The organism is Agathobaculum hominis (assembly GCF_014288055.1).
GTDB lineage: Bacteria > Bacillota > Clostridia > Oscillospirales > Butyricicoccaceae > Agathobaculum > Agathobaculum hominis.
In genome coordinates this window covers 262,030-286,863 of record NZ_JACOPK010000003.1, presented here as the reverse complement: position 1 = coordinate 286,863, position 24,834 = coordinate 262,030, and the positions used below count along the sequence as shown (strand labels likewise).

Here is a 24,834-nt window from a genome sequence, read left to right as displayed (position 1 = left end):
GCGTCAGGGGCATTCCTCGCCATTACCGACAAAATTGTCAACACCCCCTTGTCAAACAGTATTCTTTGCATTAAAATATTACCAGAACGTTGGAGCGTTCGTTGTACCGCATCAGGCGGTGAAACCGAATGACAGACTGACCGGCCCTTTTCGGTGTGGACAGACTGTACGAAAAAGGAGAGAGGTTTTTATTATGAAGAAGAGATTACTTGCTATGCTGATGACCGGCGCTATGGTTGCAAGCCTGGCAGCTTGCGGCGGCGGCTCTACCACCGGCGGCGACACCAAGACCAGCGACAACAAGGGCGGCGACACCGCTTCCACCGGTTCCTGCTCCGTTGACGTCATCCTCAAGACCACTGCTTCCGAGTACTGGAGCTACGTCAAGGCTGGCGCTGAGGCATATGCAAAGGATAACAGCGACGTAAAGGTCGAGGTTAAGGGCGCTACCTCCGAGACCGCTTACGACGAGCAGCAGAACATGATCGAGACCGACCTGAACTCCGGCGCATACGACGCATTCGTAATCGCTCCGCTGCAGGCTGATCTGGTTAAGACCCTGATTTCCGGCAAGACCGATCCGATCATCGCTGTTGACACCAACATCGACGCTCCCGAGGTACTTTCCTTCGTAGGTACCGGCAACGAGGACGCAGCTGCACTGGGCGGCAAGGAAGCTGTCAAGGCTGCACAGGACGCTGGCTGGGATAAGGTTCAGGCTATCGCAATTTCCGGCGTACAGGGCGACGGCACCGCTATGGCTCGTCTGACCGGTTACGAGAAGGGCATCACCGAGGCTGGCGGTGAGTTCCTGAAGGACGAGATTCAGTACGCTGACGCTGTTGCTGATAAGGCTGCAACCTCCATGGAAGCTATCATGCAGAACCATCCGGACGGCGTTGCAATCATCGTCTGCAACAACGACGATATGGCAATGGCAGCAGCTCGCGCAGCAAAGGGCAACGATGCTTACGCGAAGACCATCTTCGTTGGCTTCGACGGCATCCAGTCCGCATGCAACGCTATCCTCGCCGGCGAGGAGACCATGTCCGTTGCACAGGAAGCTTACGACATGGGCTACAAGGCTGTTGAGGCTGCTGTAAAGGCTGTTAACGGCGAGACCCTGGATAAGTTCATCGACTCCGGCTGCTCTGTTGTTACCAAGGATAACGCTCAGGAGCGTCTGGATACCCTGAAGGGCTACATCGGCTAATCAGTTTAGCACTTTTTAGTACGCGAGTGGTTTTCCATTTGTTCTTAGCATTTAAGTGAACGAGAAGAAACCCCTGCAAAGATTTGAACAGGATCGCTTGCAGGGGTTGTCTTTTCGAAGAAAGTTTGAAATCGTCAAACTTTTATCAGTCATTCTCCCGCGAGACGAGATCGGCAGGAGCTATTGTTGCGGCAAACCTCCTCCTTTTGCAACTGAACCGAGAACAGTTTCTTTTTGTCCCGCACTTCATCTCGGAGAAGAAAAGGTGATATGCAAATGAGTGAATACGTAGTAGAACTGAAAAACGCGACCAAGCGTTTTCCGGGCGTAGTGGCTCTGCGAAACATGCAGCTGGCAGTCAAGCCGGGCGAGATCCTCGGCCTGATCGGCGAGAACGGCGCAGGCAAGTCTACGCTGATCAAGGTGCTGACTGGTGTACATCAGGCAGACGAGGGTCAGATCTTCGTAGACGGCGTAGAGCAGCACTTCAAGGACCCGAACGAGTCCGCTGCTGCGGGCATCGCCTGCGTTTATCAGGAGCTGAATATCGAAAAGCTGCTGAGCATTACGGACAACATTTTTATCAACAAGTGGCTCAAGAAGGGCAATCTGCTCGACTACCCGACCATGCACAAGAAGGCAAAGGAAGTTATGGCGTCGCTCGGTCAGGACGTAGACCCGACCAAGCCGGCCGGCAACTTCGGCATGGGCGTTCAGCAGATGATCGAGATCGCCAAGGCGGTTCTCATCAACGCAAAAATGATCATTATGGACGAGCCGACCTCCTCTCTGGGCGAGAAGGAAGTCGAGCAGCTGATGAAGACCTGCCGTGAACTGAAGGCACGCGGCATCGGCATCGTCTTTGTATCCCATAAACTCGAAGAGCTGTTCGAGCTCTGCGACCGCGTTACGGTTATCCGTGACGGCGAGTACATCGAGACGCGCGACATCAGCGGCTGGGACAACGACTCCCTGATCACCGCGATGGTAGGCCGTTCTCTGGACAACCAGTTCCCGAAGGAGATCGGCGTAAAGAGCGCTGAGCCGATGCTCAAGGTCGAGCATCTGAAGGAGACCGGCGTGCTGAAGGATGTATCCTTCGAAGCATACGGCGGACAGATCCTCGGCTTTGCAGGTCTGGTCGGCGCAGGCCGTACCGAGACCATGCGCGCGATCTTCGGCGCAGACCCGATCGACGGCGGCACCATCGAGATCAAGGGCAAGCAGGTACACATCAAGACCCCGCGTCAGGCGATCCAGCACGGCATCGCGTTCCTGACCGAGGACCGCAAGGGTCAGGGTCTGGTTCTTGCGCAGTCCATCCGCACCAACCTCATCCTCGCCAATATGAAGGGCTTCTCGACCGGCATGTTCCTGAACGAGAAGAGGATCGAGGACGCAGGTCAGAAGAACATCGCGTCTCTGCGCATCAAGACCCCGTCTATCGACGAGATCGTCGGTCAGCTGTCCGGCGGCAACCAGCAGAAGGTTGTTATCGGCAAGTGGGTCAACACGGACGCAGACATCTTTATCTTCGACGAGCCGACCCGTGGTATCGACGTCGGCGCAAAGGTCGAGGTTTACAACGTAATGAACAGCCTGGTAAAGCAGGGCAAGTGCGTTATCATGGTCTCCTCGGAAATGCCTGAGATCCTTGGTATGTCCGACCGCGTTATCGTTATGCGCGGCGGCGAGGTAATGGCAACCGTCGATCGCGACAGCGAACATTTCAATCAGGAAGACCTTATGAAGGCAGCTTGGGGAGGTAAATTAGATGACTAAGAAGAAATCCAGCAATTTGATGAACTATGCCGGTACGTTTGGCGCACTGGTTATCCTTTGTGTTGTACTGGCGATCGCATCGCCCAACTTCTTTAAGTATTCGAACATGATGTCCATTCTCAAGCAGACGTCGTTCAATGCACTGGTTTCCACCGGCATGCTGCTCTGCCTGATCACCGCCGGCATCGACCTTTCTGTAGGCGCTAACGCAACGTTCGCAGCCTGCCTTGCAGGTATGCTGATGAACAAGGGCATGTCCAATCCGGTCGTTCTCCTGCTCGTCGCTATCGTCGGCGGCACCCTGATCGGCTGGGTCAACGGTATGCTCCTCACCCGTCTGCACCTCCCCCATCCGTTCGTATCTACCCTCGGTATGAAGAACGTACTCTGGGGCGGCGCGCTGATCGTTACCAACTCTCAGATGGTATCCTTCTCCGGCAATGACGCTGTTATGTGGCTCGGCTCCGCTACCCTGGGCGGCTTCCCGATCTCCTTCATCGTTGTTATCGCGATCTACATCGTAATGCACGTCCTGCTGACCAAGACCGCTCTTGGCCGCTCGATCTACTGCGTAGGCGGCAACCCGGAAGCAGCTCGTCTGTCCGGTATCAACTCCGCTAACGTACTCACCTTCTGCTACACCCTGTCCGGCTTCATGGCTGCTCTGGCAGGCATCGTATCCATCGGTCGTTCCGGTATCTGCAACGGCGTTAACGCTATCCAGCCGTACGATACCGACGCTATCGCAGCCTGCATCATCGGCGGCGCATCCTTCATGGGCGGCAAGGGCACCATGGTTGGTACCATGCTCGGCGCTCTGATCATCGCAGTTCTGCGTAACGGCTTCTCGCTGCTGTCCGTTTCGTCCGCAGTTCAGAACCTCGTTCTCGGCCTCGTTATCATCGGCGCCGTACTGCTCGACGTTACCCGTGAGCGCATGGAAGCTAAGGCTCGCCGTCTGGCTACCAAGTAAAACGCAAGAAAAAAAATCGCTGCTTCGGCAGCGATTTTTTCTTGCTTATTTCCAAGGGGGACGCTGTCCCCCTTAGATACGCTTGTGGTTCCGGAGAAACCACAAGCGATAACCCCCTCTCGTCCGCACAAGGTGAATTGCCCTGAAAGGGCAAGAGAAGGTGCCCTGGGGTGCAGCGGACGAGGCCGCGCCGCCACGGCGCGGGCAGAGGTATAAAAGTCCGGCAAAGCTGGACTTTTATAGGGAATTTTACGCGGCCTGCTGCGGCAGGCCTATCCTGACTGTTCCGGCTTTGCCGGAATACGTCAGGAAAATCACATAAGAAAATCCGGGACTTTCGTCCCGGATTTTTTACTTTTCGTCGACAGATTTACAGCATTTCCTTGCAGACTAGTGTCAGGTCGGTATAATAGGCGGTTTCCTTTGGGGTGATGTTACGGGCAAGGAGCTGATACATGGCGATAACGGCGCGAAAGGACTCCTGCCAGAAGGACTGGCCGATAACGAAATCCACCGTGCCCTCCTTGAGGTAGCGCTTCGCGGCCGGGGTAAGGTCGTTGCAAACGACATGCACGCCCGAGCCGACGCCCGCGCGGCGCAGGCCTGCGATGCAGCCGGAAACCGGCTGCGTGGACATATATACCGCGCGGATCTGACGGTCCTCCGAGATCGCCTGCGCGACAAGCTCCTCGGTCAGCGAGTGCATCTCGTTGGTCTCGATGATATGGTAGGCGTCCGAGGGAAAGCCAAGCTCACACAGATGGCTGCAAAAACCGTCCACACGGCCCTTGTGCGCCTCCATTCGCATGTTTCCGGTCACGACCAGCACGTGCTCGGAGTAACGGATGAGCCGCGCCATGACCCCGGCGGCGATCGCGCCGGCGCGCATCAGATCCTGTCCGACAAAGCACGCGCGGCCGCTGTCGGGAATATCTCCGTCATAGGTGATGACGCGGATGCCGCTCTCGAGCGCCTGCCGGATGGCCAGATAGACCTCAGGCGTGTTCTCCGCGCGGACGATCAGCCCGTCCACGCCGTTCTCTACCTGCTGCCCGATCGCGCCGACAAGCTCCTGACTCGTCATCGTGCGCAGCGGCACCTCGAGCAGCTCGAACGAATCGTCCGCGATATAGCGCAGCGCTCGGCGGATGCCGCTGATGACCTGCCGGTTGAAATAGGTATCCGTCCACTGCGGAATCAGGATGGCGGCGCGGTGCCGCGGCGCGGACGCGGACGCGGTCTTTTTGCAGCTGTATCCCAGCTTTTCCGCTGCACGGAGCACTTTTTCACGCACGACTGCATCGACGTTCGGTCTGCCGTGCAAGACACGGTCCACCGTGCCGCGCGATACGCCCGCAAGCTCCGCCACCTGCTGCATTGTTACTGCCATCTGCTGACTCTCCTTCCGTCTATCCGGCGGCAAAACCGCCTTGAGCTGTCATCTCTCCGCCGCTGCAAATCCCTGCTGCGGCTGAACAGAAATCATTATACCCGCAAATGCTTTTTCCGTCAAGAATTTCCGTGCACAGCGCACAATCATGCGTTCGCATCCGTCCCCTCTGTTCCCTCTCATTCTGCGCAAAACCCAAGCCATTTTTTAGGCAGGATAACAATGTTGCGCAGCGGATATTGACCTTGCGGCCACGGCAGAGTATGATTAACTCATAACAGAAAACAGGCTGCGGACACCGCTTCGCAGTTCATAATACGATTCAAAAGGAGAATACGCTATGCTGAACATTGGTGTGATCGGCTGCGGCGCCATCGGCCGCGATCATATCCGTCGTCTGACCGACATCGTTCCGGGCTGCCAGGTCGTTGCCTGCGCAGACTACTTCGAAGAATCCGCAAACAAGGTTGCTGCACAGTACGAGGGCATGAAGGTCTATAAGACCGGCGAGGAGCTCATCCACGCCCCCGAGGTTCAGGCTGTCGTCATCACCTCGTCCGACCCGAGCCACGCAGGCTACGTTCTCGAGGCGCTGAAGGCAGGCAAATTCGTTTTCTGCGAAAAGCCGCTCGCGCAGAACGCAGGCGACTGCGAGAAGATCATCGCAGCCGAGACTGCTCATGGCAGGCGTCTGCTTCAGGTCGGCTTCATGCGTCGCTATGACCGCGGCTATGCGGAGATGAAGCGCATCATCGACTCCGGCGAGCTTGGCGCGCCGCTCATGATCCATGCCTGCCACCGCAACGTTTCCCAGCCGGATGGCTTCCAGACCGAAATGGGTGTTTCCAACGTTGCTATCCACGAGCTCGACATCTGCCGCTGGCTGCTCGGTGACGAGTACGAGAGCGCTCAGGTGCTCAAGGTCCGTCAGTCCGCCTGCTCGACCAAGGGCTATGACAATCCGCAGATCGTTCTGCTCGAGACCAAGTCCGGCGCACGCATCGACGTCGAGGTACAGGTCGCTGACGCCTACGGCTACGACATCCAGTGCCAGGTCGTCTGCGAAAAGGGCACGGTCAACCTGCCCGATCCCTACGCCGTTGTCAAGCGCGCGAACGCAAGCCGTTCCTTCCCCATCCTCACCGACTGGAAGGACCGCTTTATCGAGGCATATGACATCGAGCTGACCCACTGGGTCAAGACCCTTGAGGAAAAGGGCGAGCCGGACGGCCCGTCCGCATGGGACGGCTACGCAGCCTGCGTTGCCGCCGACGCCCTCAATCGCTCCCGCGGCACGGGCAGATTCCTGCCGGTCGAGACCATGGAGAAGCCGGAGCTGTACAGATAAACCGGTCTCTCGTTAACCCTTGTCCTCTCTTTTTTCATAGAATGTCCCTGACATGCGAGTCGAGGGGAACCTCCATATCGCAGTTCTCCCAATTTGCGGTACGGAAAGGAAAGTCCTCCGCACGCCGTGTTTCTCACAGATCACGGTGTGCCGGAGGGCTTTTTTATGTTAGGCAACACCGCACAATTAAAGCTGCGGCGCTTTGCGGAAATTTTGTGCCCTGACTTTGTTGCGATTTCACGGTAATACGTCAAGTATTACCGCAAAACCGCGCCTCGTCAGTACGCAAAATTTACTCGCAAATTGCTCTTGTCCAATTATGCGGTATTGCCGTTACTCTCGGAAGCGCAGCGGCGTATATTCCTCGTGCTCACGCACGCAGCGGTATGCCGGACGGATGATCTTGTCCGTATTGACCAGCTCCTCCAGACGGTGTGCGCTCCAGCCGACGATACGCGCGATGGCGAACACCGGCGTATACAGCTCGGGCGGCAGACCGAGCATGGAATACACGAAGCCCGAATAGAAATCCACGTTGACCGAGACGCCCTTGTAGATGCGGCGCTCCTCGGCGATCGCGGCCGGCGCGAGGCGCTCAACCATCTGGTAGAGCGCAAAATCCGCGTCTCTGCCCTTTTCGTGCGCCAGCTGACCGACAAACGACTTGAACACCTGTGCGCGCGGATCGGAGACCGAGTAGACCGCATGGCCGACGCCGTAGATCAGACCCTTGCGGTCGAAGGCCTCTCTGCGCAGCAGCTTTTTGAGGTATTCCGTGACCTCCGCCTCATCGGTCGGGTCGCTGACCTCGCGCTTCATATCCTCGAACATCTGCACGACCTTGTAGTTCGCGCCGCCATGCTTGGGGCCCTTGAGCGAGCCGAGCGCAGCCGAGATGACCGAATAGGTATCCGTGCCCGAGGAGGTCACGACATGCGTCGTAAACGAGGAATTGTTGCCGCCGCCGTGCTCCATATGCAGCACGAGCGCCAGATCGAGCACACTCGCCTCGAGCGGCGTATACTGCATATCCGGGCGCAGCATCCGCAGCAGATTGGAGGCGGTAGACAGGCTGTCCGAGGGGTAATGAATGTACATGCTCGCGCCGCACTCATAGTGGTTGTAGGCATGGTAGGAGTAGACCGCGAGCATGGGGAACACCGCAATGAGCATGAGGCACTGCCGCAGCACGTTCGGCAGGCTGATGTCGTCCGCGCTCTCGTCATAGGAGGCGAGCGTCAGCACGCTGCGGGACAGGCTGTTCATCATGTCGTGCGTCGGCGCCTTCATGATAACGTCGCGCGTGAAATTGGTCGGCAGCGTGCGCCCCTGCGCGAGCAGGCTCTTGAAGCTGCCGAGCTCCTTTGCGTCGGGCAGTCTGCCGAACAGCAGCAGATATGCGACTTCCTCGTAGCCCTTGCGTCCCTCGCGCACAAAGCCCTGCACGAGCTCCTCGATGCGTATGCCGCGGTAGTACAGCTCGCCCGGGCACGGCTGCAAAATGCCATCCACCTCGCGCTGTGCGATAATGTCCGAAATGTTGGTCAGTCCGGCCAGCACGCCCTTGCCGTTTACGTCGCGCAGGCCGCGCTTTACGTCATATTCCCGATAAAGTCCCGCCTCGATGAGGGTATTGCTGCGGCAGAGCGCTGCCAGCTCCTCCATGCGCGGCGTGACGATCAAAATGTTGTTTTCCGGCGTCATCCTCTCGCCTTCCTTCCTTTGATTTAGATATTTTATTCTACCAGATCAGAACGGGCCATTCTGCACAAATTCGGAAACATTCTGTGAATTTTTCATGAACAAAAAAGAGCCTGTACGCTGTGTACAGACTCTTTTCATGATTGACTTTACTGAGCGGACTGCTCGGTCGCAGACTGCTCTGCGTCGGACGGCTGTGCGTCGGACTGCTGTGCGTCGGACTGCTCGCTCGCCTCACCCGGACGGGTTACGAGGGTCTGAACGTCCTGCGGCAGATAATCGTAGACATTTTCATAGGTGATGGTGCTGTACAGATCGGTGGTCTCGACCTGCGCCTCATCCATCCACTGCTGGAGCAGCTCGTCCATCGAGCCGGAGATCGCGGAGATGATGTCGCTCTTGAAGTTGTCGAGCTGGCTGTCGTCCAGCTTGACGCGCTTGATGATGTGGTAGCCGTAGCTGCTCTTGACGAGCTCGGAAACCTCGTCCTCAGCCAGAGCCTTCGCGCCGTCGTAGAACTCGGTGACCATCTGACCCTCGGTGAAGGTGTAGCCGTTCGGGTTGTTGGACAGGCCGGTATCCTCGCTGTACTGGTTCATCAGCGTGTCGAAGTCCTCGCCTGCGTTGATGCGGTCGAGGATGGACTGCGCTTCCTTCTTCGCTTCCTCATCGGTGCGCTTGGTCTCGCCGGAAGCCGGGTCAACGGTCGTGATGAGGATGTGCTTTGCGGTGATGTAGTTATCCTCGTAGTACTTCTGAATGTCCTCATCAGACGGGGTATTGACGCCGTTCTCGCCGAAATAGTAATCGTTCAGCGCCTGATAGCACTGGCTGATATACATGAAGTTCTGGTAGGTCTGGTCAGAAAAACCGAACTGCGCGATCTGGTTCAGATAAGCGTCCTTGGTGGTGTTCGCGATGCTGTTGCGGCGAACGGACGCCATCTCCTTCTGCTCGTTGTAGCTGAGCTTGAGGCCGAGCTCGTTGAACTTCTGCATGACGACGCGCGCATAGATCGCCTGCTGCTCCGCCGCCTCCGGCATGGAAGCGCCGAGCGACTTGGCCATGTCCTCGTTCGACCACAGGTCGGTCAGCCCCATCTGCGCATACATGCTCGCGTAATACTGCATGTTGTAGAGCATGTAGCCCGAGTATTCGTCGGCAGTTACTGCATCGCCGTTTACGGTCAGCACGGTCTCCGCGCCTTCGTTCAGCGGCTTATAGTGGATCATCATGCTCGACACGCCGCCGATGGTCGCGCCCAGTACAACGGCGGTCATGGCAACCATTGCAGCAAGACGCTGTACTAATTTGCTCATGTTACTCCTATCTCCTTACATTTAACAGACTTCAATCAGTATAACACCATTTGCCCTCGGTGACAAGAAAAATCACAGAATCGACACAAAAACAGCGGTGCGGTCTGCGTGCGCGTCAGCTTTTCGAGGAAGCCGCGGCGGAATTTGCCAGCGCGATGCCGCCGCTGACGAGCAGGAGCGACAGCAGATTGCGCACGGTCATGATATTCTCCCCGAGCACGAGCGCGGAAAAGACCGCGCCGAAAACCGGGATGAGGAAGCCGAACAGGCTGACCCGGCCGACCGGGAACCGGCCGAGCAGCGCGGTCCAGATCGTGAAGGCTGCCGCCGAGAGCACGATCATGTAGCCGAGCAGCGCCGCGCCGCCGGCGGTCACGCTGCCGAGGGCGCCGCCGCCGACCCTGCCGAGCAGGCCGAGGAACGTGCCGCCGAGGGCGAGCTGCCAGCCGGTGAGCAGCATCGGGTCGCGGCCGGGTGTATAGATGCGCGAGACGAGCGCCCCGGCGCCTGCCGAGACCGCAGAGAGCAGAATCAGGCCGTCGCCGTGCAGACGGAAGCCGTCCAGACCGCCGAGGCCGAGCACGAGCACGCCGGCAAAGCCGAGCACGCAGCCGAGCGTTTTCCGTCTCGTGAGCCGGTCATTTTCCAGCAGAGCGTGCGCGAGCAGCAACGCAAAGAAGGTCTGCGTGCCCGAGAGCACCGAAGCCTTTGTGCCGGTCGTACCGGCGAGACCGATATAGTAGCAGACGTACTGGAGCATGCTCTGGAACAGGCTGATCATAAAGATCGCCCTGTATTCGCCGCGCTTCGGACGAATGCGGTGTCCCATGCAGGCCGCGACGAGCAGCACGAGCACGCCTGCGAGCGTGAAGCGCCATCCGGCGAACACCAGCTGCGAGAACGAGTCCCCTGCCGCGATCTCGAACAGCTCGTATCCCTTTTTGACGCAGGGCGCGGCGCTGCCCCAGAGCGCGGTGCACAGAACCGCCGGCAGAACAAGCGAGAGAAGCGTATTGTTTTTCCTTTTCATATCTATATTCCTACCCCTTGAAAATTTATGCAGCAGGTTCAGTATAGCAGTTTTTTCGCCCTTCCGCAACAAATCCGGGCAAAAGAAAGGAACTTCCGATGCATTTCGCGTTTCGGAAGTTCCTTCACTGTGATTCTTCGGTTGTTGACATCAGACTGATCTGCTCCTTTGAAATTCCCTGTATTCGCTGTCCTTAGCGAGCACGGCGGGAATTTCTCAGAGTCTTAGCATCGATGCGTTCGCTCTCAAGCTCCATGGTACGAGCAGCTACCAGACCGTTAAAGAAACCCTTCATCATGATTCATGCACTCCTTTTCAGTGTTTGTATTTTCCTGAGATCGTCTTTCCTGATCTCTGGTATTATAATACACCGCAGGGCACAGAAAAACAAGAGTGAGTTTTTATGAATGTTGCACATCGTAGACATCATTTTATTGTGCATATTGACGAGGGTGCTTGCGCAGTTTGCACATAGTTAATATTTTGTTTTTATTCAGTTTACACAATGAAGTGAAAGCAAAATAATTTGAAGGAAAGCGGTAAGCGAAAGAGCGGAAAACACCGTTTTCCGCTCTGAGTCCGCATTATCATCGAATTTTGTACTCTTCCGCGAGCTTTTTGAACAGCGGCAGCGCCTTCTCGACGGTCTCGGTCTTGACGCAGTAGGAGATTCGCATATGTCCGGGAGCGCCGAAGTCCGAGCCGGGAACGAGCAGCAGGTCGTATTTCTTCGCCCGCTCGCAGAACGCGCGGTCATCCGCCTCCAGCGTGCGCGGGAACAGATAGAACGCGCCCTCCGGCTTGACGCAGGTATAGCCCATTTCCGTCAGACCGCTGTACAGCAGGTCGCGGTTGGTCCTGTACACCGCAATATCGCTCGTCAGGTCTGCGCAGCGGGCCGCGACGCGCTGGAACAGGCTCGGCGCACAGACATAGCCAAGCGCACGGCCTGCGCCGCAGACCGCCGCATACAGGTCAGCGCTGTCCGCAGCCTTCGGCGGCACCAGCACATAGCCGATGCGCTCGCCGGGGAGCGAGAGCGACTTGGAGTAGGAGTAGCAGACGATGGTGTCGTCATAATAGTTCGGCACGAACGGGATGGTCACGTTATCGTAAACGATCTCGCGGTACGGCTCGTCCGAGATCAGATAGATCGGATGGCCGTACTCGTTTTCCTTTTCGCGCAGGAACGCCGCAAGGCGGCGGATGGTCTGCTCGGAGTAGACCGCACCGGAGGGGTTGTTCGGGGAGTTGATGACGACCGCCTTGGTGTGCTCGCTGACGCGCTGCGCAAAGGCGTCGAAGTCGATCTGGAAATCCTCGATGGACGGCGGAACGAGCACGCATTTCGCGCCTGCGCCGCTCTCGATGAACATCTTATACTCTGGGAAGAAGGGCGCGAATACGACGAACTCGTCCCCCTCGCACGCGAGCGCACGGAAGGCGCACATGAGCGCGGCAGCCGCGCCTGCGGTCAGATACAGGCTGTCGCCGGTGTAGTCCGTGCCGAAACGGCGGTTAAGGCTGTCCGCGAGCGTTCTGCGCACGTCCGGCGCACCCGGCGCGGAGGTATAGCCGTGGATCGCGACCGGATCGCCTGCGGCCTCCGCGAGAATAGCCTGACGCACCTCATCCGGCGCCGGCACGTTCGGATTGCCGAGCGAAAAGTCGAGGACGTTTTCGCGTCCGACGATCGCGGCGCGCTGATTGCCGTATTCAAAGATCTCACGAATGGTCGAGCGGTGACTTCCCAGCTCGTACATCTGTCTGTTTATCACAGGTATCGCCCCTTTCAGATAGGCTTTATTATAGCATAGCTTTATCTGTCTGTCGATAAAGTCGATTTTTTCACGGTCGGCGAAACATCAGTTTCGCGGCCGGCTTAGAGGATGCGCCTTACCGGCTTCTCCTCGACCGCCTTGACCGGCGCGCATGGGTTGCCGTAGGCGAGCCAGCCGGCCGGAACGTCCTTCGTCACGACGCTGCCGGCGCCGATGACCGCGTTGTCTCCGATCGTGACGCCCGGGCATATCTGCACGCCCATGCCGATCCAGACATTGCTGCCGATGGTGACCGCCTTCGCATACTCCAGTCCCTCGCCGCGCAGACGCGCCTCAAAGGGATGACCTGCGGTCGAGATCGTGCAGTTCGGCCCGATGAACACGTTGTTGCCGATGGTGACGGTCGCGCCGTCCAGGATAACAAGGTTATGGTTGGCGTAAAAGCTGCGGCCGATGCAGATATTTTTTCCGTAGTCGACGAAGAACGGCGGCTCGATGACGGCGTCCTCGCCGCAGATGCCGAGCAGCTCCTGCAGGAGCGCCGTGCGCTTCACGCCCTCGCCCCAGCGCAGCTGATTGTAATCCATGCACAGGTTTTTCGCCCATGTGCGCCTGTTCAGCAGCTGCGGATCGTGGTTTGCGTTGTAAAGCTGACCCAGCTGAGCCTTTTCACTCTCTGTCATAGTCTGTATCTCTCCTTAGTTCTGATGTCGTACAAGCTCATAGTCGTCGCCCGAGCGGTAATAAGGGCAGGCCCTGCCGCAGGTCTGCACGCGGTAGAACTCGTCCTCGTCGAGATATGCCTCGCAGACATACTCGTCCATCTCGTCGTCGTAAACATTATAAGCGCAGTCCTCACAGGTTCCTGTCATGCGCGCACCTCATTTCTCTCATTGCTGCTATCAGCATAACATATTTTATCCCGCTTGTCGACAAACTGTATTTCTATCTTTTTGCGCGACAGCGCGCACGAAATAGAATTTGCGCAGCGAATTCATCAAAACCGGGGACATGCGCCTCGGTTTTGATACTTCTGGAGGGAGAAAGTTTCCGTATGGGAACTTTCGGACGACTCGTGTTCTGCGTTCGTCAGAACACAGATTGTCGGAAAAACGAAGTTTTTCGACAGTCTCTTTTTATTCCATGCTTTTTATTTTTTGCAGACTGTGCTATGATACAGATAGATAAAACCTACCCCCAGGAGCGTGAACACTATGAAACTGTATACCTTTGATAATGGTGACGGCGTAAAGCGCGTCGGCGTAGAGCTTTCCGGTTTTCCGGGCCTCATCCGTGATGTGCGCGATTTCGGCCTTCCGTACCGCGATATGACCGACCTCATCCGTCACATCACCCCGCTCGAAAAGGAACGCATCTCGGACCCCGAGGCCGCGCTCGACGGCCGTCCGCTGCGCCTGTCCTCCGTCCGCGTCTGCTCGCCTATTCCGCATCCCGAGCAGGACATCATCTGCCTCGGCGTAAACTACGCCGCGCACGCAGACGAAAGCGCCCAGTTCGACCGCAAGGCCTTTCTGCTCGACCGCAAGAAGGCGACCTATTTCAGCAAGCGCGCATATCAGACGAGCGGCCCGGACGACCTCATCCCCTCCTACCCTGAGCTCGTGACCAGTCTCGACTACGAGGCGGAGCTCGCCGTCATCATCGGCCGCGACTGCAAAAACGTCTGCGAGCGCGACGCTGCGGCCTGCATCTTCGGCTACACCGTGCTCAACGATGTCTCCGCACGCAATCTTCAGACCGAGCACAACCAGTGGTACTTCGGCAAGTCGCTCGACGGCTTCACCCCGATGGGTCCGTGCATCGTCACCGAGGACGAGATCCCCTATCCCCCGGCGCTCTCCATCTCCTCTACGGTCAACGGCGAGCTGCGCCAGAACAGCAATACGAATTACCTGCTGCATTCCATCTCCGAGATCATCGCCGAGCTGTCGCAGGGCATGACCCTGCTCGCCGGTACGATCATCGCGACCGGCACCCCCGCCGGTGTCGGCATGGGCTTCGATCCTCCGAAGTTTCTCAAATCCGGCGACGTCGTGACCTGCGAGATCGAGAAGATCGGCAGACTCACCAACATGGTAAAGTAAAGGGGCGCGGCAGAAATGGCAAAGAAATCGGCCTCCGAAAAGACCAACGTCATGCGCGTGCTCGAGCAGCACAAAATCGCCTATACCCCCCACGAATACCCCCACGGCAAGGAAGCGGTGGACGGCGCGTCGGTCGCGCACCTGCTCGGCCAGGACCCGGCGCAGGTGTTCAAGACGCTGGTCGCGCGCGGAAAATCCGGCGGCTTCCATGTGTTCGTCATCCCGGTCGAGAAGGAGCTTGACCTCAAAAAAGCCGCCAAAGCCTCGGGCGAAAAATCGGTCGAGATGGTGCATGTCAAGGAGCTGCTCGGCCTGACCGGCTATGTGCGCGGCGGCTGCTCGCCGGTCGGCATGAAAAAAGCCTTTCCGACCGTGTTCGACGAGAGCGTGCTGAACGTTCCGACTGTCATGGTCTCCGCCGGAAAGATCGGCTATCAGGTCGAGTGCACCCCGGCCGACCTCATCGGCCTTGTCCGCGCCCAGACCGCAGCCATCACGACGGAATAAGCCCGGCCGCATCCGGATACAGCGCGAACACGGTCTGCACGCCGCAGCCGGTGAGCTGCGCGAGCTTCGCCGCGAGCGTATCCGCGTCGTCGAACAGCACGAAGTGCGCCGCGCCCTCGCGGTCTGTATAGGTAAAGTACCGCGCACACAGCTCGTGCGAGAAAAATACCTGTGCGCCGGTCTCGGCAAGCAGCGCCGCCCGTGCGGCGGCGGAGAGCGGTTTTCCGTCCGGCGAGGCAGAGGGCAGGGTAAAATCCTGCGACACCGGCTGAAGGAACGCCGCGACACGGTGCGCCCCGTAAATGCCCTGCAACGAGGAAAAATATGCGGTCAGGCTGCCGCCCGAAAGCGCGGTCGAAACCGTCAGCACCGCATGCTCCAGATCGCGCCCGATGTTCACCGGAACATAGAGCGGGATGCCGTCCTCCGCGAGCGCTTCATCAAAGGCACGCAGCAGCGCGAGGGTCTGTGCCGTCTCGCGCTCGAAATCCGCGAACACGCCGGGCGCGTTTACGCGCTTCGCCTCAAAGGCGAGGTCGAGAGCGAGACGCTCGGGATTGCACAGCCGCAGTCCGCGCGGCGGATCGCATAAGCCGAGGAAGCAGCCGCGCTGCATCGCCGGGAGCTGTCTGCGCTCGAGCGCTCCGTTTTCGCTCAGTCCGAGGCACAGATGCAGCACCTGCATTCCCTGCGCGGCGGCACGCACGGCGTCCCGTCCGGCGCACACAGCTACCAGATTTTTGGTATATACCATGAAAAACGACTCCTTTGCATTATCGTGATGTCACTCTGGACTTTTACGGTAAATTCCTTTACACTATACGCAGGGAGCCGCATTTTCATGAGCCTGTCAGGGCGTTCCCATCCGGACTTTTTATCGACAGACCAAATGACTCCTGCAAAAATCCCGAACGGTTCTTTTCCGTTCGTTCAGAAAGAGTGTACGAATGAGCAAATTCATACCCGATTACGTTTTCGACTCGATATACGACATCACGCCCGAGATCCTGCAAAGCCACGGCATCCGCGCCGTGCTGATCGACCTTGACGGCACGATGGTCTCGCACAAGACCGCCCTGCCCACTGAGGAGGTCGCGGCGTTTATCCGCCGTCTGGAGGACAATGGCATTCATGTCGTCGTCTTTTCCAACAACAACGCGAACCGCGTCGGCACGTTCTGCGAGCCGCTCGGCGTGGACTTCATCAGCCGCGCCCACAAGCCGTTCGCGCGCGCTTATGCACAGGCTGTGGAAAAGCTCGGCCTGCCGATCGACCAGATCGCGGTCATCGGCGACCAGATCTACACCGATGTGTTCGGCGGCAACCGCGCCGGTGCGCTGACCTGCTATGTTGAGACGCTTGACCGCCGTTTTTTCTGGATCAACGTCCGCTATCAGCTTGAGCGCGGCTTTATCGCGCGCGGACGGCGCAGAATGGAGGCGAGACGCCATGACTGAGCCCCGTTTCGGCCCTGCCGGAAATTCCGAGTCCTTCGCAGCCGCCGGCTTCAAGAAAAGCGAGGACGCTCCCGCATGGCTCGCGCAGATGGGCCTTACCGCCTTCGAGTATCAGTGCGGCCGCGGCGTGCGCTGCGGCGAGGAGACCGCGCTGAAGATCGGCGCGGCGGCAAAGCAGCACGGCATCCGCATGAGCATCCATGCGCCGTATTTCATCAACCTCTCCTCCGAGGAGAGCGAACGCATGGAGAAAAATGTCGGCTATGTACTCGAGACCGCCCGTCTCGCCGTGCCGCTCGGCGCGACGCGCATGGTCGTCCACTGCGGCGGTCAGGGCAAGCTGACGCGCGACCGCGCCATGCGAAATTCTCACGCGAACGTAAAAAACATCCTGCGTGCGCTCGATGAGGCGCATCTCACCGGCTGCACGGTCTGTCTCGAGACCATGGGCAAGAAGAGCGTGCTCGGTACGGCGGCGGAAGTCTGCGAGCTGGTCGCGGCGGACGACCGTCTGCTGCCCTGCATCGACTTCGGCCACCTCAACTGCCGCACCGGCGGCCGTATGAATACGCGCGAGGAGGTGGCGGCGCTGTTCGACCTGATGGAGAATACCATCGGCCGCGAGCGCACCGCAAAGCTCCACGCCCATTTCTCGCACATCGAATACAACGACAAGGGCGAGGTGCGCCACCTCACCTTCGCAGACACGGTCTACGGCCCGGATTTTGCGCCGGTCGCCGCAGAGACCGCCGTGCGCGGCTACACGCCGACCTTCATCTGCGAATCCGCCGGGACACAGGCCGAGGACGCGCTGGCCATGAAGCGCTGCTATCAAACCTGCAAAGGGGAATAACGATATGAAAAAAGTATTACTCATCCACGGACCCAACCTCAATCTGACGGGCATGCGCGAGCCGGGCATCTACGGCACGGACACCCTCGCCTCCATCAATGCCGAGGTCGTCCAGAAATGCGAGCGGCTCGGCATGGACTGCTCGGTATTCCAGTCCAACTCCGAGGGCGCGCTCATCGACCGCATCCATGCGGCCCGCGAGGACTGCGACGCGATCATCATGAATGCCGGCGCGTACACGCATTACAGCTACGCTATCCGCGACGCCATCGCGGCGGTGCGCCTGCCCTGCGTCGAGGTTCATATGTCCAACGTCCATGCACGCGAGGAATTCCGCCACAAGTCGGTCATCGGCCCGGTCTGCGCCGGCGTGATCGCCGGCTTCGGCAGGCAGAGCTACCTGCTCGCGGTCGACGCGGTCAAGTCTATCATCGGTTAAGAGGCGAAAACACATGAAACGAGACGATTTAAGAGCTTTTCTCGCAGAAAAGCCGTATGACGCGATGGTGCTGACGAGCGAGATCAGCCGTCGCTACGCGACCGGCTTCCACTCCACCGCAGGCGCTGTCTACCTCTCCGCGAAGCAGGCCGTTTTCTTCACAGACTTCCGCTATGCCGAGGCGGCGCGCGCGGCCATCTCGGATTTCGAGGTGCGCGAGATCAAGGCCGGACAGAGCTATTCCTCCCTCATCAACGGACTCATCGAGGAGGACGGCGCGAAAAAGGTCGCGCTCGAGGACAAAACGCTGACCTACGCGGAGTTTATGTCGTGGTCCACCGCGCTCCACGCGACGGCGGTCCGTCTCGAGGACGGCGTGGAAAGCCTGCGCATGATGAAGGAGGACACTGAGGTCGAAAAGATCGTCGCGGCGCAGCGTATCGCCGAGCAGGCGCTCGAGGAGGTGCTGAACGACATCAGGATCGGCGTGACCGAAAAGGAGATCGCCGCCCGCCTGACCTACCTCATGCTGCACTACGGCGCGGAAAACATGTCGTTTGACCCGATCGTTGTTTCGGGTGCGAACAGCTCCAAACCGCACGGCGTGCCCACCGAAAAGACCATCGAGGCAGGTGATTTCGTCACGATGGACTTCGGCTGCATCTATGACGGCTACTGCTCGGACATGACGCGCACGGTCGCGGTCGATCATGTGACCGATGAAATGCGTCTCGTCTACGACACCGTGCTGAACGCGCAGCTCGCAGGCATCGCGTGCTGCAAGGCCGGTGTGACCGGCCGGGACGTGGACGCGGCCGGCCGCCGCATCATCGAGCAGGCCGGTTACGGCGACGCCTTCGGCCACGGCTTCGGCCACGGCGTCGGTCTGGAGATCCATGAGGCGCCGACGGCCTCGCCGCGCGGCAACAGTCCCCTCCCCGCCGGCAGCATCGTCACCGCTGAGCCGGGCATCTATCTCCCGGGCAGATTCGGCGTGCGCATCGAGGATATGCTGTACGTCATCGAAGACGGCTGCATCGACCTCACCGACGCACCGAAATCGCTGCTCATCCTCTAAAACAGCGCAAAAGTTAAGGGTATCTGCCTCGGCAGATACCCTTTTGTTATGCTTTTTCGTTGTTTTCGGTTTTGCTCTGCTCCTTCGCCTTTGCGGCGGCGCGGCGCTCGCGCGCGCTCACCGGCGGGACATTGCTCGACACATGTACAAACTGACCCGTTCCCGCATCAAGCCGCTTGTCGCCGCGGTAGTCGTTCGTGTCCTCGGACAGACCGCGGTTATGCAGCAGATGGTTGATGCACTCGGAAACGATGCTGTAAATGACCGCGAACAGCGGTACGCCGATCGCCATGCCGACAAAGCCGAACAGGCCGCCGAAGATCAGAATGGCGAACATGACCCAGAAGCTCGAAAGGCCGGTCGAGTTGCCGAGGATCTTCGGGCCGAGGATGTTGCCGTCGATCTGCTGAAGAATGATGATGAAGATAACGAAGTACAGCGCCTGAAGCGGACTTTCGACCATGATCAGGATCACGCTCGGAATAGCGCCGATAAACGGGCCGAAGAACGGGATAATGTTCGTAACGCCGATAATGACCGAGATCAGCAGCGCGAAGGACGACTCGATGGTCAGCAGCCCCACCGACATCATCACGCGTATGCCGATGAAGCACAGCACGCCGATGATGAGCGAATCGATGAGCTTGCCGGTGATAAAGCCGCCGAACACGCGGTGAATGTATGCGACGCGCTCGATGATCGAGTTCGCCCGGTCGATGGAGAACAGGCTGTACGTCATTTTTTTGGCCTGCGCGCAGAAGGTCTCCTTGCCGTTCAGGATATAAAGAGCGATGATGATGCCGATCAGAATATCAACGACGACCGAAACCGTCGTAACGACGCCCGTCATCATGGTGACGAGGTGCGGCAGCGCGATGTTCTGCACCCAGTTGACCAGCTGTTCGGAAAACTGCTCATAGACCTGCATGAAGTTGCGCGCGATGACCGGGTTGTCCTTCAGAAGTCCCGTCACCCAGTTCGACACGTCGTTCATATAGGTATCCGCTGACTCGACGATGGAAAAAATGCTGACGACGAGCTGCGGCAGCACCATCCAGAGCAGGCCCGCCACGACGGCGAGACCGATGATCAGCGTCAGCAGACTGCTGATGCCCTTGGCGATGCGCGTTCCGTGGGTGAATTTTCTCGACATCGGCGGCTGGATGCGCCGGTAAAGCATATTAAAGACCGGCATGAGCAGATACGCCATGACAAAGCCGTAAATAAACGGACTGAGCGCGCCGAACAGCTTTTTCACCACGTTCCAGATGAACGGGAGCTTGATCAGCACGAACGCCACGAGAACGCAGCAGCCGATGACACAGAAAGCGGTCAGCCCCCACTGAAAATAGTGGGGCTGCTCGCTGAATTTTGACTTTTTAGGTTCGTTTGGGTTCTCCATAAATTCATTCCTTTCCTGCCCGCTCCGGACGGGCGCAAGCCGGAGAAAACCGCTCAGGACAAAGCCGCATCACGGAACAGGGGCGGCCTCCTGCGGCGCGGTCTTACTCCTCCTCGTCGAAGAAGATCCGCCAGAGCATATACAGCCAGCTCGCCGCGAACGCCACAAAGAACAGCGTGCGCAGCTTTTTGAAGCACTTGGAAAAGCAGGTGCCGAGCCACAGACCGAGCGAGAGCAGGCAGGTCTCGAACACAGCGAAATCCAAAATCGAGAAGCCGCGCGCCTTGTCCACGGCATGATTGGTCCAGCGGCTCGCGGTGCCGCGCGCCTCGTCGGCGTAATGGAGCATCTGCTCTGCACGGGCGCGGAGCGCTTCGCGGTCAACATTTTCCAGATAGTTTTTCATAGCGTGTCTCTCCTTCTGTTACAGATTGCGTTTTGCAGGAGTCCTGCGTTTTTCGATCGTATTCTTTGCGATGCTGCACGGCGTTTTCCCCATCGAGGAAATGCGGCCCATGCGCATGCCGATCGTATCGGCAAGCACGTCAGCGTCCGCCGCGCCGGTCTCGCGGAGCGCGGCCTGCAGGATCAGACCGGCGGCTCTCGCGTCCGAGCCGGCCTCATGATGGTCGAGCGTGATGCCGAGATAATCGGATACGGTATCCAGTTTATGATTGGCAAGGTCCGGCCATACGCGCTGCGAAACCTTTACCGTGCACACATAGCGGCATTCCGGCATCGGCAGCCCGTAATGCGCCAGACAGGCGCACAGCACGCCGGTGTCGAACATCGCGTTGTGCGCGACGAGGACGCTGCCCTCTGCGAGGGGCGCAAGCTCGCGCCAGAACGACGCGAACGACGGCGCATCCTGCACCATGTTTTCCTTGATGTGGTTGACGCGGACGTTGCCCCAGTGAAATTTGCCGGCGCAGGCGGGCGGCTTCAGCAGCGAAACGCGCTCTCCGACCAGCCTGCCGGCCTCGAAAATGCTGACGCCGAGCGCACAGGCGCTGAGCGGCGAGGCGTTTCCGGTCTCGAAATCGAGTGCGAAGTATCTCACAGGCGCACCTCCCGGACGGCGGCCGCGCGTTCCTTGCCCGCGAGCAGGAAACGGTAAAAGGGCGCGAGCTTTTTCATGGTCTCGAGCATCGGTCCGACGAACGAGCCGTCGAGCACGGGCGCGAAGTCCTCGCTTTCGCGAAAATCCACGCCGATCTCCTTGCGGTTCAGCCACGACTGGTATTCCGGCTTCGCGTCGGGATATTTCGGGCGCTTGTACAGCTCGCCTGCAAGCGTCACCTCCGGGCAGCGCTCCACTGCCTCGAAGGCGTCGAGGAACAGTCTGTCCTCGTGCAGGATCATGTCGCGCAGCGCCTGCATCTCGCCCGTGCCCCATGCGCCCCAGCAGCCCCACGCCCAGTATTCGGGGTGCAGCTCAAAGTAATAGCACGGCACGCTTTCGTGCTGCCGGCGCGCTCTGCGGAAGAAAAGCCACAGATTTGCGCGGTAAAGCGTCTTGTCCTTCGTATACCGGGTATCGCGCCGCACGCGCGAGACCATGCGCGAGGGCACGGTGACGAACTGCGCGTCGATCTGCTGCATGACGGGCGTCATCTGCTCGATCAGCTCGTAAAACGGCGTGATGGCGAGTTTTTTGATCTCGTTTTTATGTTCTTCGTAAAATTCCTTGCTGTTTTGCAGGCGGTTAAGCTGAAGCAGGTCGACGCCTGCTGCGGAAAAGCCTGTGAATGCCATAATATCTGTCTGTTCCACCTTTGTCTTGATCCGCAGGAAGCAAAAAAACGTGCTTCCTGCCTTATTATATTTTAACCCCTCGTGTATGGTAAAGCAAGGAGAATTTCGCCTCGAAGATGTTAAGAAAATATGTCCGCGCGCTTCGCTTTATTTTGACAAGTCCCTTCTCTGCGGTGTATAATACAGTATTATACTAAAAAATATACCGGGAGGCTGATTATTATGAAGAACCCCGAAAAACTGCTCGACCTGCTCAGCCAGGACGCTCGTCTTTCGACCGCCCAGCTCGCCGCCATGACCGGCTCTTCTGAGGACGAGGTCGCATCTCAGCTCAAGCACTATGAAAAGAACGGCACCATTCTCGGCTACAAGGCTCTCGTCGACTGGGACAAGACCGACCGCGAGAGCGTTACCGCGCTCATCGAGGTTAAGATCACGCCGCAGAAGGGCATGGGCTTCGACGAGATCGCCCGTCAGATCTACTCGCACCATCAGGTCGAGAGCGTTTATCTGATGAGCGGCGGCTTCGATCTGACCGTCATCATCAAGGACCGCACCATGCGCGAGGTCGCGCGCTTCGTCGCCGAGCAGCTCGCGCCGATGGAGAACGTTCTGTCCACCGGAACCCACTTCATCCTCAAAAAGTACAAGGACTACGGCGTTGAATATAACCCCTCCGAAAAAGATAAAAGAGAGGTCATGATGTCATGGTAAACTACGATCAGATGCTTTCTGACCGCGTCAAAGTAGTCAAACCTTCGGGCATCCGCCGTTTTTTCGAAATGGCAGCCAAAATGCCCCACGCGATCTCGCTCGGCGTCGGCGAACCGGATTTCGAGACCCCGTGGCAGATCCGGCGCGCCGGCATCCAGTCGCTTGAGAAGGGTCAGACCTTCTATACCTCCAATTGGGGTCTTGCCGAGCTTCGCAGCCAGATCGCCGCGCTCGCGCGCCGCAAGTACCAGCTGTGCTACGACGCAGACAAGGAGATCCTCGTCACCGTCGGCGGCTCCGAGGCGATCGACAACACCATCCGCGCCCTCGTCAATCCCGGCGAGGAGGTGCTCATCCCCGAGCCGAGCTTTGTCTGCTACACGCCGCTCACGCAGATGGCAGGCGGCGTTCCCGTGCCGCTGCCGACGCGCGTCGAGGACAAGTTCAAGCTGACGCCCGAGGCGCTGCGCGCCGCCATCACGCCGCGCACCAAGCTGCTCATCCTTCCCTATCCGAACAACCCGACCGGCGCGATCATGGACCGCGACGAGCTTCAGGCGATCGCGAACGTCATCCGCGAGACCAACATCATGGTGCTCTCCGACGAGATCTACAACAGCCTGACCTACGGTCCCGACCGCCATGTCTGCTTCGCGGAGATCGACGGCATGAAGGAGCGTACCATCGTCGTGGACGGCTTCTCCAAGTCCTACGCCATGACCGGCTGGCGTCTCGGCTGGGCGATGGGCCCGAAGGAGCTTATGCGCCATATCTGCAAGATCCACCAGTTCGGCATCATGTCCGCCCCGACGACCGCGCAGTTCGCCGGCATCGAGGCCATCCGCACGGGCGACGACGACATCGCGCGCATGCGCGACCAGTACGACCTGCGCCGCCGCTATCTGCTCGGCGAGCTCCGCTCGATGGGTCTGGAATGCTTCGAACCTGAGGGCGCGTTCTATATCTTCCCCTCCATCGAGTCCACCGGCCTGTCCTCCGAGGAGTTCTGCGAGCGCCTGCTGCACGAGCAGGAGGTCGCGGTCATCCCCGGCAGCGCCTTCGGCGCGAGCGGTGAGGGTCATGTGCGTATTTCGTATTCGTATTCGATGAGTCACCTGCGTGAGGCCTGCTCCCGCATGAAGATCTTCCTCGAAAACCTGAAGCAGGAACAAAAATAACAAAAAGAGACCCGATACAGTAAAAACGAACTGTATCGGGTCTCTTTTTCTGCAAATTTTAGAATACGCAGTACTGCTTCATGTAGGCGTCCATCAGCGGCAGGAGGTGTGCATACTCCGCCTTGTCCGCGAGGTACTCACGGATGTCCTGAACGGTCACGAGGGCGTGCACCTTGATGCCGAATTCCTCACCGACCTCCATGACAGCGGTCTTGCCGGGGTTCTGGCCGATCTCGCAGCGGTTGACCGAGATGAACATATCGGTTACCTTGACGTCCGCGCAGCTCTTGAGCACCGGCATGGTCTCACGGATGGCGGTGCCTGCGGTGATAACGTCCTCGATGATGATGACGCGGTCGCCGTCCTGCGGCTTGTAGCCGACGATGCTGCCGCCCTCGCCGTGGTCCTTCGCTTCCTTGCGGTTGAAGAAGAACGGCTTGTCGATGCCGTAGTTGCGGGCGAGCGCACCGGAAACCGAGGTCGCGAGCGGAATGCCCTTGTATGCCGGGCCGAACATCGCGTCGAAGTCGTCGCCTACCGTCTCCTTGACGAGAGCGGCATAGAACTCGCCCAGACGGGAGTTCTGCATACCGGTCTTATAGTTGCCGGTGTTGACAAAATACGGGGTCTTGCGGCCGGACTTGGTCGTGAAGTCGCCGAAACGCAGAACGTCCGCGCTCATCATAAACTCGATAAATTTCTTCTTCGCTTCAGTCAGCATGGGGATTACCGTCCTTTATTCTCGTTTTGTTATTACCAGTATAGCAAATTGGACGGGATATGTAAAGAGGCACGCCCTGCGACGTGCC

Annotated in this window: 25 protein-coding genes; 12 read left to right on the top strand and 13 right to left on the bottom strand. The window is 58.6% G+C overall.

Annotated elements, in window-relative coordinates; translation table 11 throughout:
* The first annotated feature begins 193 nt into the window (after nt 1–193).
* The 3 genes from H8S02_RS04860 to H8S02_RS04850 all read left to right on the top strand — a co-directional run bounded on the left by H8S02_RS04860 (nt 194) and on the right by H8S02_RS04850 (nt 3,968).
* Nucleotides 194–1,213, top strand: a complete 1,020-nt coding sequence (locus tag H8S02_RS04860; RefSeq protein WP_186969555.1) for a sugar ABC transporter substrate-binding protein — start codon at nt 194–196, stop codon at nt 1,211–1,213.
* 276 nt (nt 1,214–1,489) lie between these two features.
* A complete protein-coding gene (locus H8S02_RS04855; protein WP_186969554.1) occupies nt 1,490–2,995 on the top strand; it encodes a sugar ABC transporter ATP-binding protein in 1,506 nt (501 codons plus the stop codon).
* Entirely contained in the window at nt 2,988–3,968 is a 981-nt protein-coding gene (locus tag H8S02_RS04850; protein WP_186969553.1) for an ABC transporter permease, read from the top strand. Before H8S02_RS04855 ends, H8S02_RS04850 begins: the two co-directional genes overlap by 8 nt.
* A gap of 370 nt (nt 3,969–4,338) precedes the next feature.
* Here the strand turns inward: H8S02_RS04850 and H8S02_RS04845 are convergent, their stop codons facing one another.
* On the bottom strand, nt 4,339–5,358 hold the full coding sequence (locus H8S02_RS04845; protein WP_186969552.1) for a LacI family DNA-binding transcriptional regulator: 1,020 nt from the start codon (nt 5,356–5,358) through the stop codon (nt 4,339–4,341).
* A 340-nt stretch (nt 5,359–5,698) separates the two neighbouring features.
* Here H8S02_RS04845 and H8S02_RS04840 point away from each other — a divergent pair, with 340 nt between their 5' ends.
* Nucleotides 5,699–6,706, top strand: a complete 1,008-nt coding sequence (locus tag H8S02_RS04840) for a Gfo/Idh/MocA family protein (RefSeq protein WP_186969551.1) — start codon at nt 5,699–5,701, stop codon at nt 6,704–6,706.
* Between the two features lie 333 nt (nt 6,707–7,039).
* Here H8S02_RS04840 and H8S02_RS04835 read toward each other — a convergent pair whose 3' ends face one another.
* The 6 genes from H8S02_RS04835 to H8S02_RS04810 all read right to left on the bottom strand — a co-directional run bounded on the left by H8S02_RS04835 (nt 7,040) and on the right by H8S02_RS04810 (nt 13,409).
* Nucleotides 7,040–8,410 (bottom strand): citrate/2-methylcitrate synthase, encoded by a 1,371-nt coding sequence (locus H8S02_RS04835; RefSeq protein WP_186969550.1) that lies wholly within the window; start codon nt 8,408–8,410, stop codon nt 7,040–7,042.
* A 146-nt stretch (nt 8,411–8,556) separates the two neighbouring features.
* On the bottom strand, nt 8,557–9,726 hold the full coding sequence (locus tag H8S02_RS04830; protein ID WP_186969549.1) for a peptidylprolyl isomerase: 1,170 nt from the start codon (nt 9,724–9,726) through the stop codon (nt 8,557–8,559).
* A gap of 115 nt (nt 9,727–9,841) precedes the next feature.
* Entirely contained in the window at nt 9,842–10,756 is a 915-nt protein-coding gene (locus tag H8S02_RS04825) for a DMT family transporter (RefSeq protein ID WP_186969548.1), read from the bottom strand.
* Between the two features lie 587 nt (nt 10,757–11,343).
* Nucleotides 11,344–12,534, bottom strand: coding sequence for a pyridoxal phosphate-dependent aminotransferase (locus H8S02_RS04820; RefSeq protein WP_186969547.1), 1,191 nt, complete (start codon nt 12,532–12,534; stop codon nt 11,344–11,346).
* 104 nt (nt 12,535–12,638) lie between these two features.
* Nucleotides 12,639–13,220, bottom strand: coding sequence for a sugar O-acetyltransferase (locus H8S02_RS04815; RefSeq protein WP_186969546.1), 582 nt, complete (start codon nt 13,218–13,220; stop codon nt 12,639–12,641).
* Nucleotides 13,221–13,235: 15 nt separating this feature from the next.
* Nucleotides 13,236–13,409 carry a DUF6472 family protein gene (locus H8S02_RS04810; RefSeq protein WP_186969544.1) on the bottom strand — a complete coding sequence of 58 codons (174 nt, stop codon included), beginning with the start codon at nt 13,407–13,409 and terminating at the stop codon, nt 13,236–13,238.
* A 342-nt stretch (nt 13,410–13,751) separates the two neighbouring features.
* On the opposite strand from H8S02_RS04810, the gene H8S02_RS04805 reads away from it, so the two are divergent.
* Both H8S02_RS04805 and ybaK read left to right on the top strand, forming a co-directional pair.
* Nucleotides 13,752–14,642: a fumarylacetoacetate hydrolase family protein gene (locus tag H8S02_RS04805; protein WP_186969543.1), complete on the top strand. Its 891-nt coding sequence runs from the start codon at nt 13,752–13,754 to the stop codon at nt 14,640–14,642.
* A gap of 15 nt (nt 14,643–14,657) precedes the next feature.
* Nucleotides 14,658–15,149 (top strand): Cys-tRNA(Pro) deacylase, encoded by a 492-nt coding sequence (gene ybaK / locus H8S02_RS04800; protein ID WP_186969541.1) that lies wholly within the window; start codon nt 14,658–14,660, stop codon nt 15,147–15,149.
* Here ybaK and H8S02_RS04795 read toward each other — a convergent pair.
* Nucleotides 15,136–15,903: a hypothetical protein gene (locus tag H8S02_RS04795; RefSeq protein ID WP_186969539.1), complete on the bottom strand. Its 768-nt coding sequence runs from the start codon at nt 15,901–15,903 to the stop codon at nt 15,136–15,138. The two genes, ybaK and H8S02_RS04795, sit on opposite strands and share 14 nt — an antisense overlap.
* 193 nt (nt 15,904–16,096) lie before the next feature.
* Between H8S02_RS04795 and H8S02_RS04790 the strand changes: the two genes are divergently transcribed.
* Genes H8S02_RS04790 through H8S02_RS04775 form a run of 4 tightly spaced genes read left to right on the top strand, consistent with a single transcriptional unit; the run spans nt 16,097 to nt 18,976 of the window.
* On the top strand, nt 16,097–16,606 hold the full coding sequence (locus tag H8S02_RS04790; RefSeq protein ID WP_186969537.1) for a YqeG family HAD IIIA-type phosphatase: 510 nt from the start codon (nt 16,097–16,099) through the stop codon (nt 16,604–16,606).
* Nucleotides 16,599–17,459 (top strand): TIM barrel protein, encoded by an 861-nt coding sequence (locus H8S02_RS04785; protein WP_186969535.1) that lies wholly within the window; start codon nt 16,599–16,601, stop codon nt 17,457–17,459. Before H8S02_RS04790 ends, H8S02_RS04785 begins: the two co-directional genes overlap by 8 nt.
* 4 nt (nt 17,460–17,463) lie before the next feature.
* Nucleotides 17,464–17,898: a type II 3-dehydroquinate dehydratase gene (aroQ, locus tag H8S02_RS04780; protein WP_118686195.1), complete on the top strand. Its 435-nt coding sequence runs from the start codon at nt 17,464–17,466 to the stop codon at nt 17,896–17,898.
* Nucleotides 17,899–17,911: 13 nt separating this feature from the next.
* Entirely contained in the window at nt 17,912–18,976 is a 1,065-nt protein-coding gene (locus H8S02_RS04775) for an aminopeptidase P family protein (protein WP_186969534.1), read from the top strand.
* 46 nt (nt 18,977–19,022) lie between these two features.
* Here the strand turns inward: H8S02_RS04775 and H8S02_RS04770 are convergent, their stop codons facing one another.
* The 4 genes from H8S02_RS04770 to H8S02_RS04755 all read right to left on the bottom strand — a co-directional run bounded on the left by H8S02_RS04770 (nt 19,023) and on the right by H8S02_RS04755 (nt 22,133).
* Nucleotides 19,023–20,378: an AI-2E family transporter gene (locus H8S02_RS04770; protein ID WP_186969532.1), complete on the bottom strand. Its 1,356-nt coding sequence runs from the start codon at nt 20,376–20,378 to the stop codon at nt 19,023–19,025.
* 103 nt (nt 20,379–20,481) lie between these two features.
* Nucleotides 20,482–20,784 (bottom strand): hypothetical protein, encoded by a 303-nt coding sequence (locus tag H8S02_RS04765; protein WP_186969531.1) that lies wholly within the window; start codon nt 20,782–20,784, stop codon nt 20,482–20,484.
* 18 nt (nt 20,785–20,802) lie between these two features.
* On the bottom strand, nt 20,803–21,438 hold the full coding sequence (locus H8S02_RS04760; protein ID WP_186969530.1) for a 3'-5' exonuclease: 636 nt from the start codon (nt 21,436–21,438) through the stop codon (nt 20,803–20,805).
* Nucleotides 21,435–22,133, bottom strand: a complete 699-nt coding sequence (locus tag H8S02_RS04755) for a DUF2461 domain-containing protein (protein WP_186969529.1) — start codon at nt 22,131–22,133, stop codon at nt 21,435–21,437. Before H8S02_RS04755 ends, H8S02_RS04760 begins: the two co-directional genes overlap by 4 nt.
* Nucleotides 22,134–22,355: 222 nt before the next feature.
* On the opposite strand from H8S02_RS04755, the gene H8S02_RS04750 reads away from it, so the two are divergent.
* On the top strand, nt 22,356–22,847 hold the full coding sequence (locus H8S02_RS04750) for an Lrp/AsnC family transcriptional regulator (protein WP_186969528.1): 492 nt from the start codon (nt 22,356–22,358) through the stop codon (nt 22,845–22,847).
* Nucleotides 22,841–24,025 carry a pyridoxal phosphate-dependent aminotransferase gene (locus tag H8S02_RS04745; RefSeq protein ID WP_186969527.1) on the top strand — a complete coding sequence of 395 codons (1,185 nt, stop codon included), beginning with the start codon at nt 22,841–22,843 and terminating at the stop codon, nt 24,023–24,025. The genes H8S02_RS04750 and H8S02_RS04745 overlap by 7 nt, the downstream gene beginning before the upstream one ends.
* Nucleotides 24,026–24,083: 58 nt before the next feature.
* On the opposite strand, the gene pyrE is transcribed toward H8S02_RS04745, so the two are convergent.
* Nucleotides 24,084–24,746, bottom strand: a complete 663-nt coding sequence (gene pyrE, locus H8S02_RS04740; protein WP_186969526.1) for an orotate phosphoribosyltransferase — start codon at nt 24,744–24,746, stop codon at nt 24,084–24,086.
* Nucleotides 24,747–24,834 lie beyond the last annotated feature (88 nt).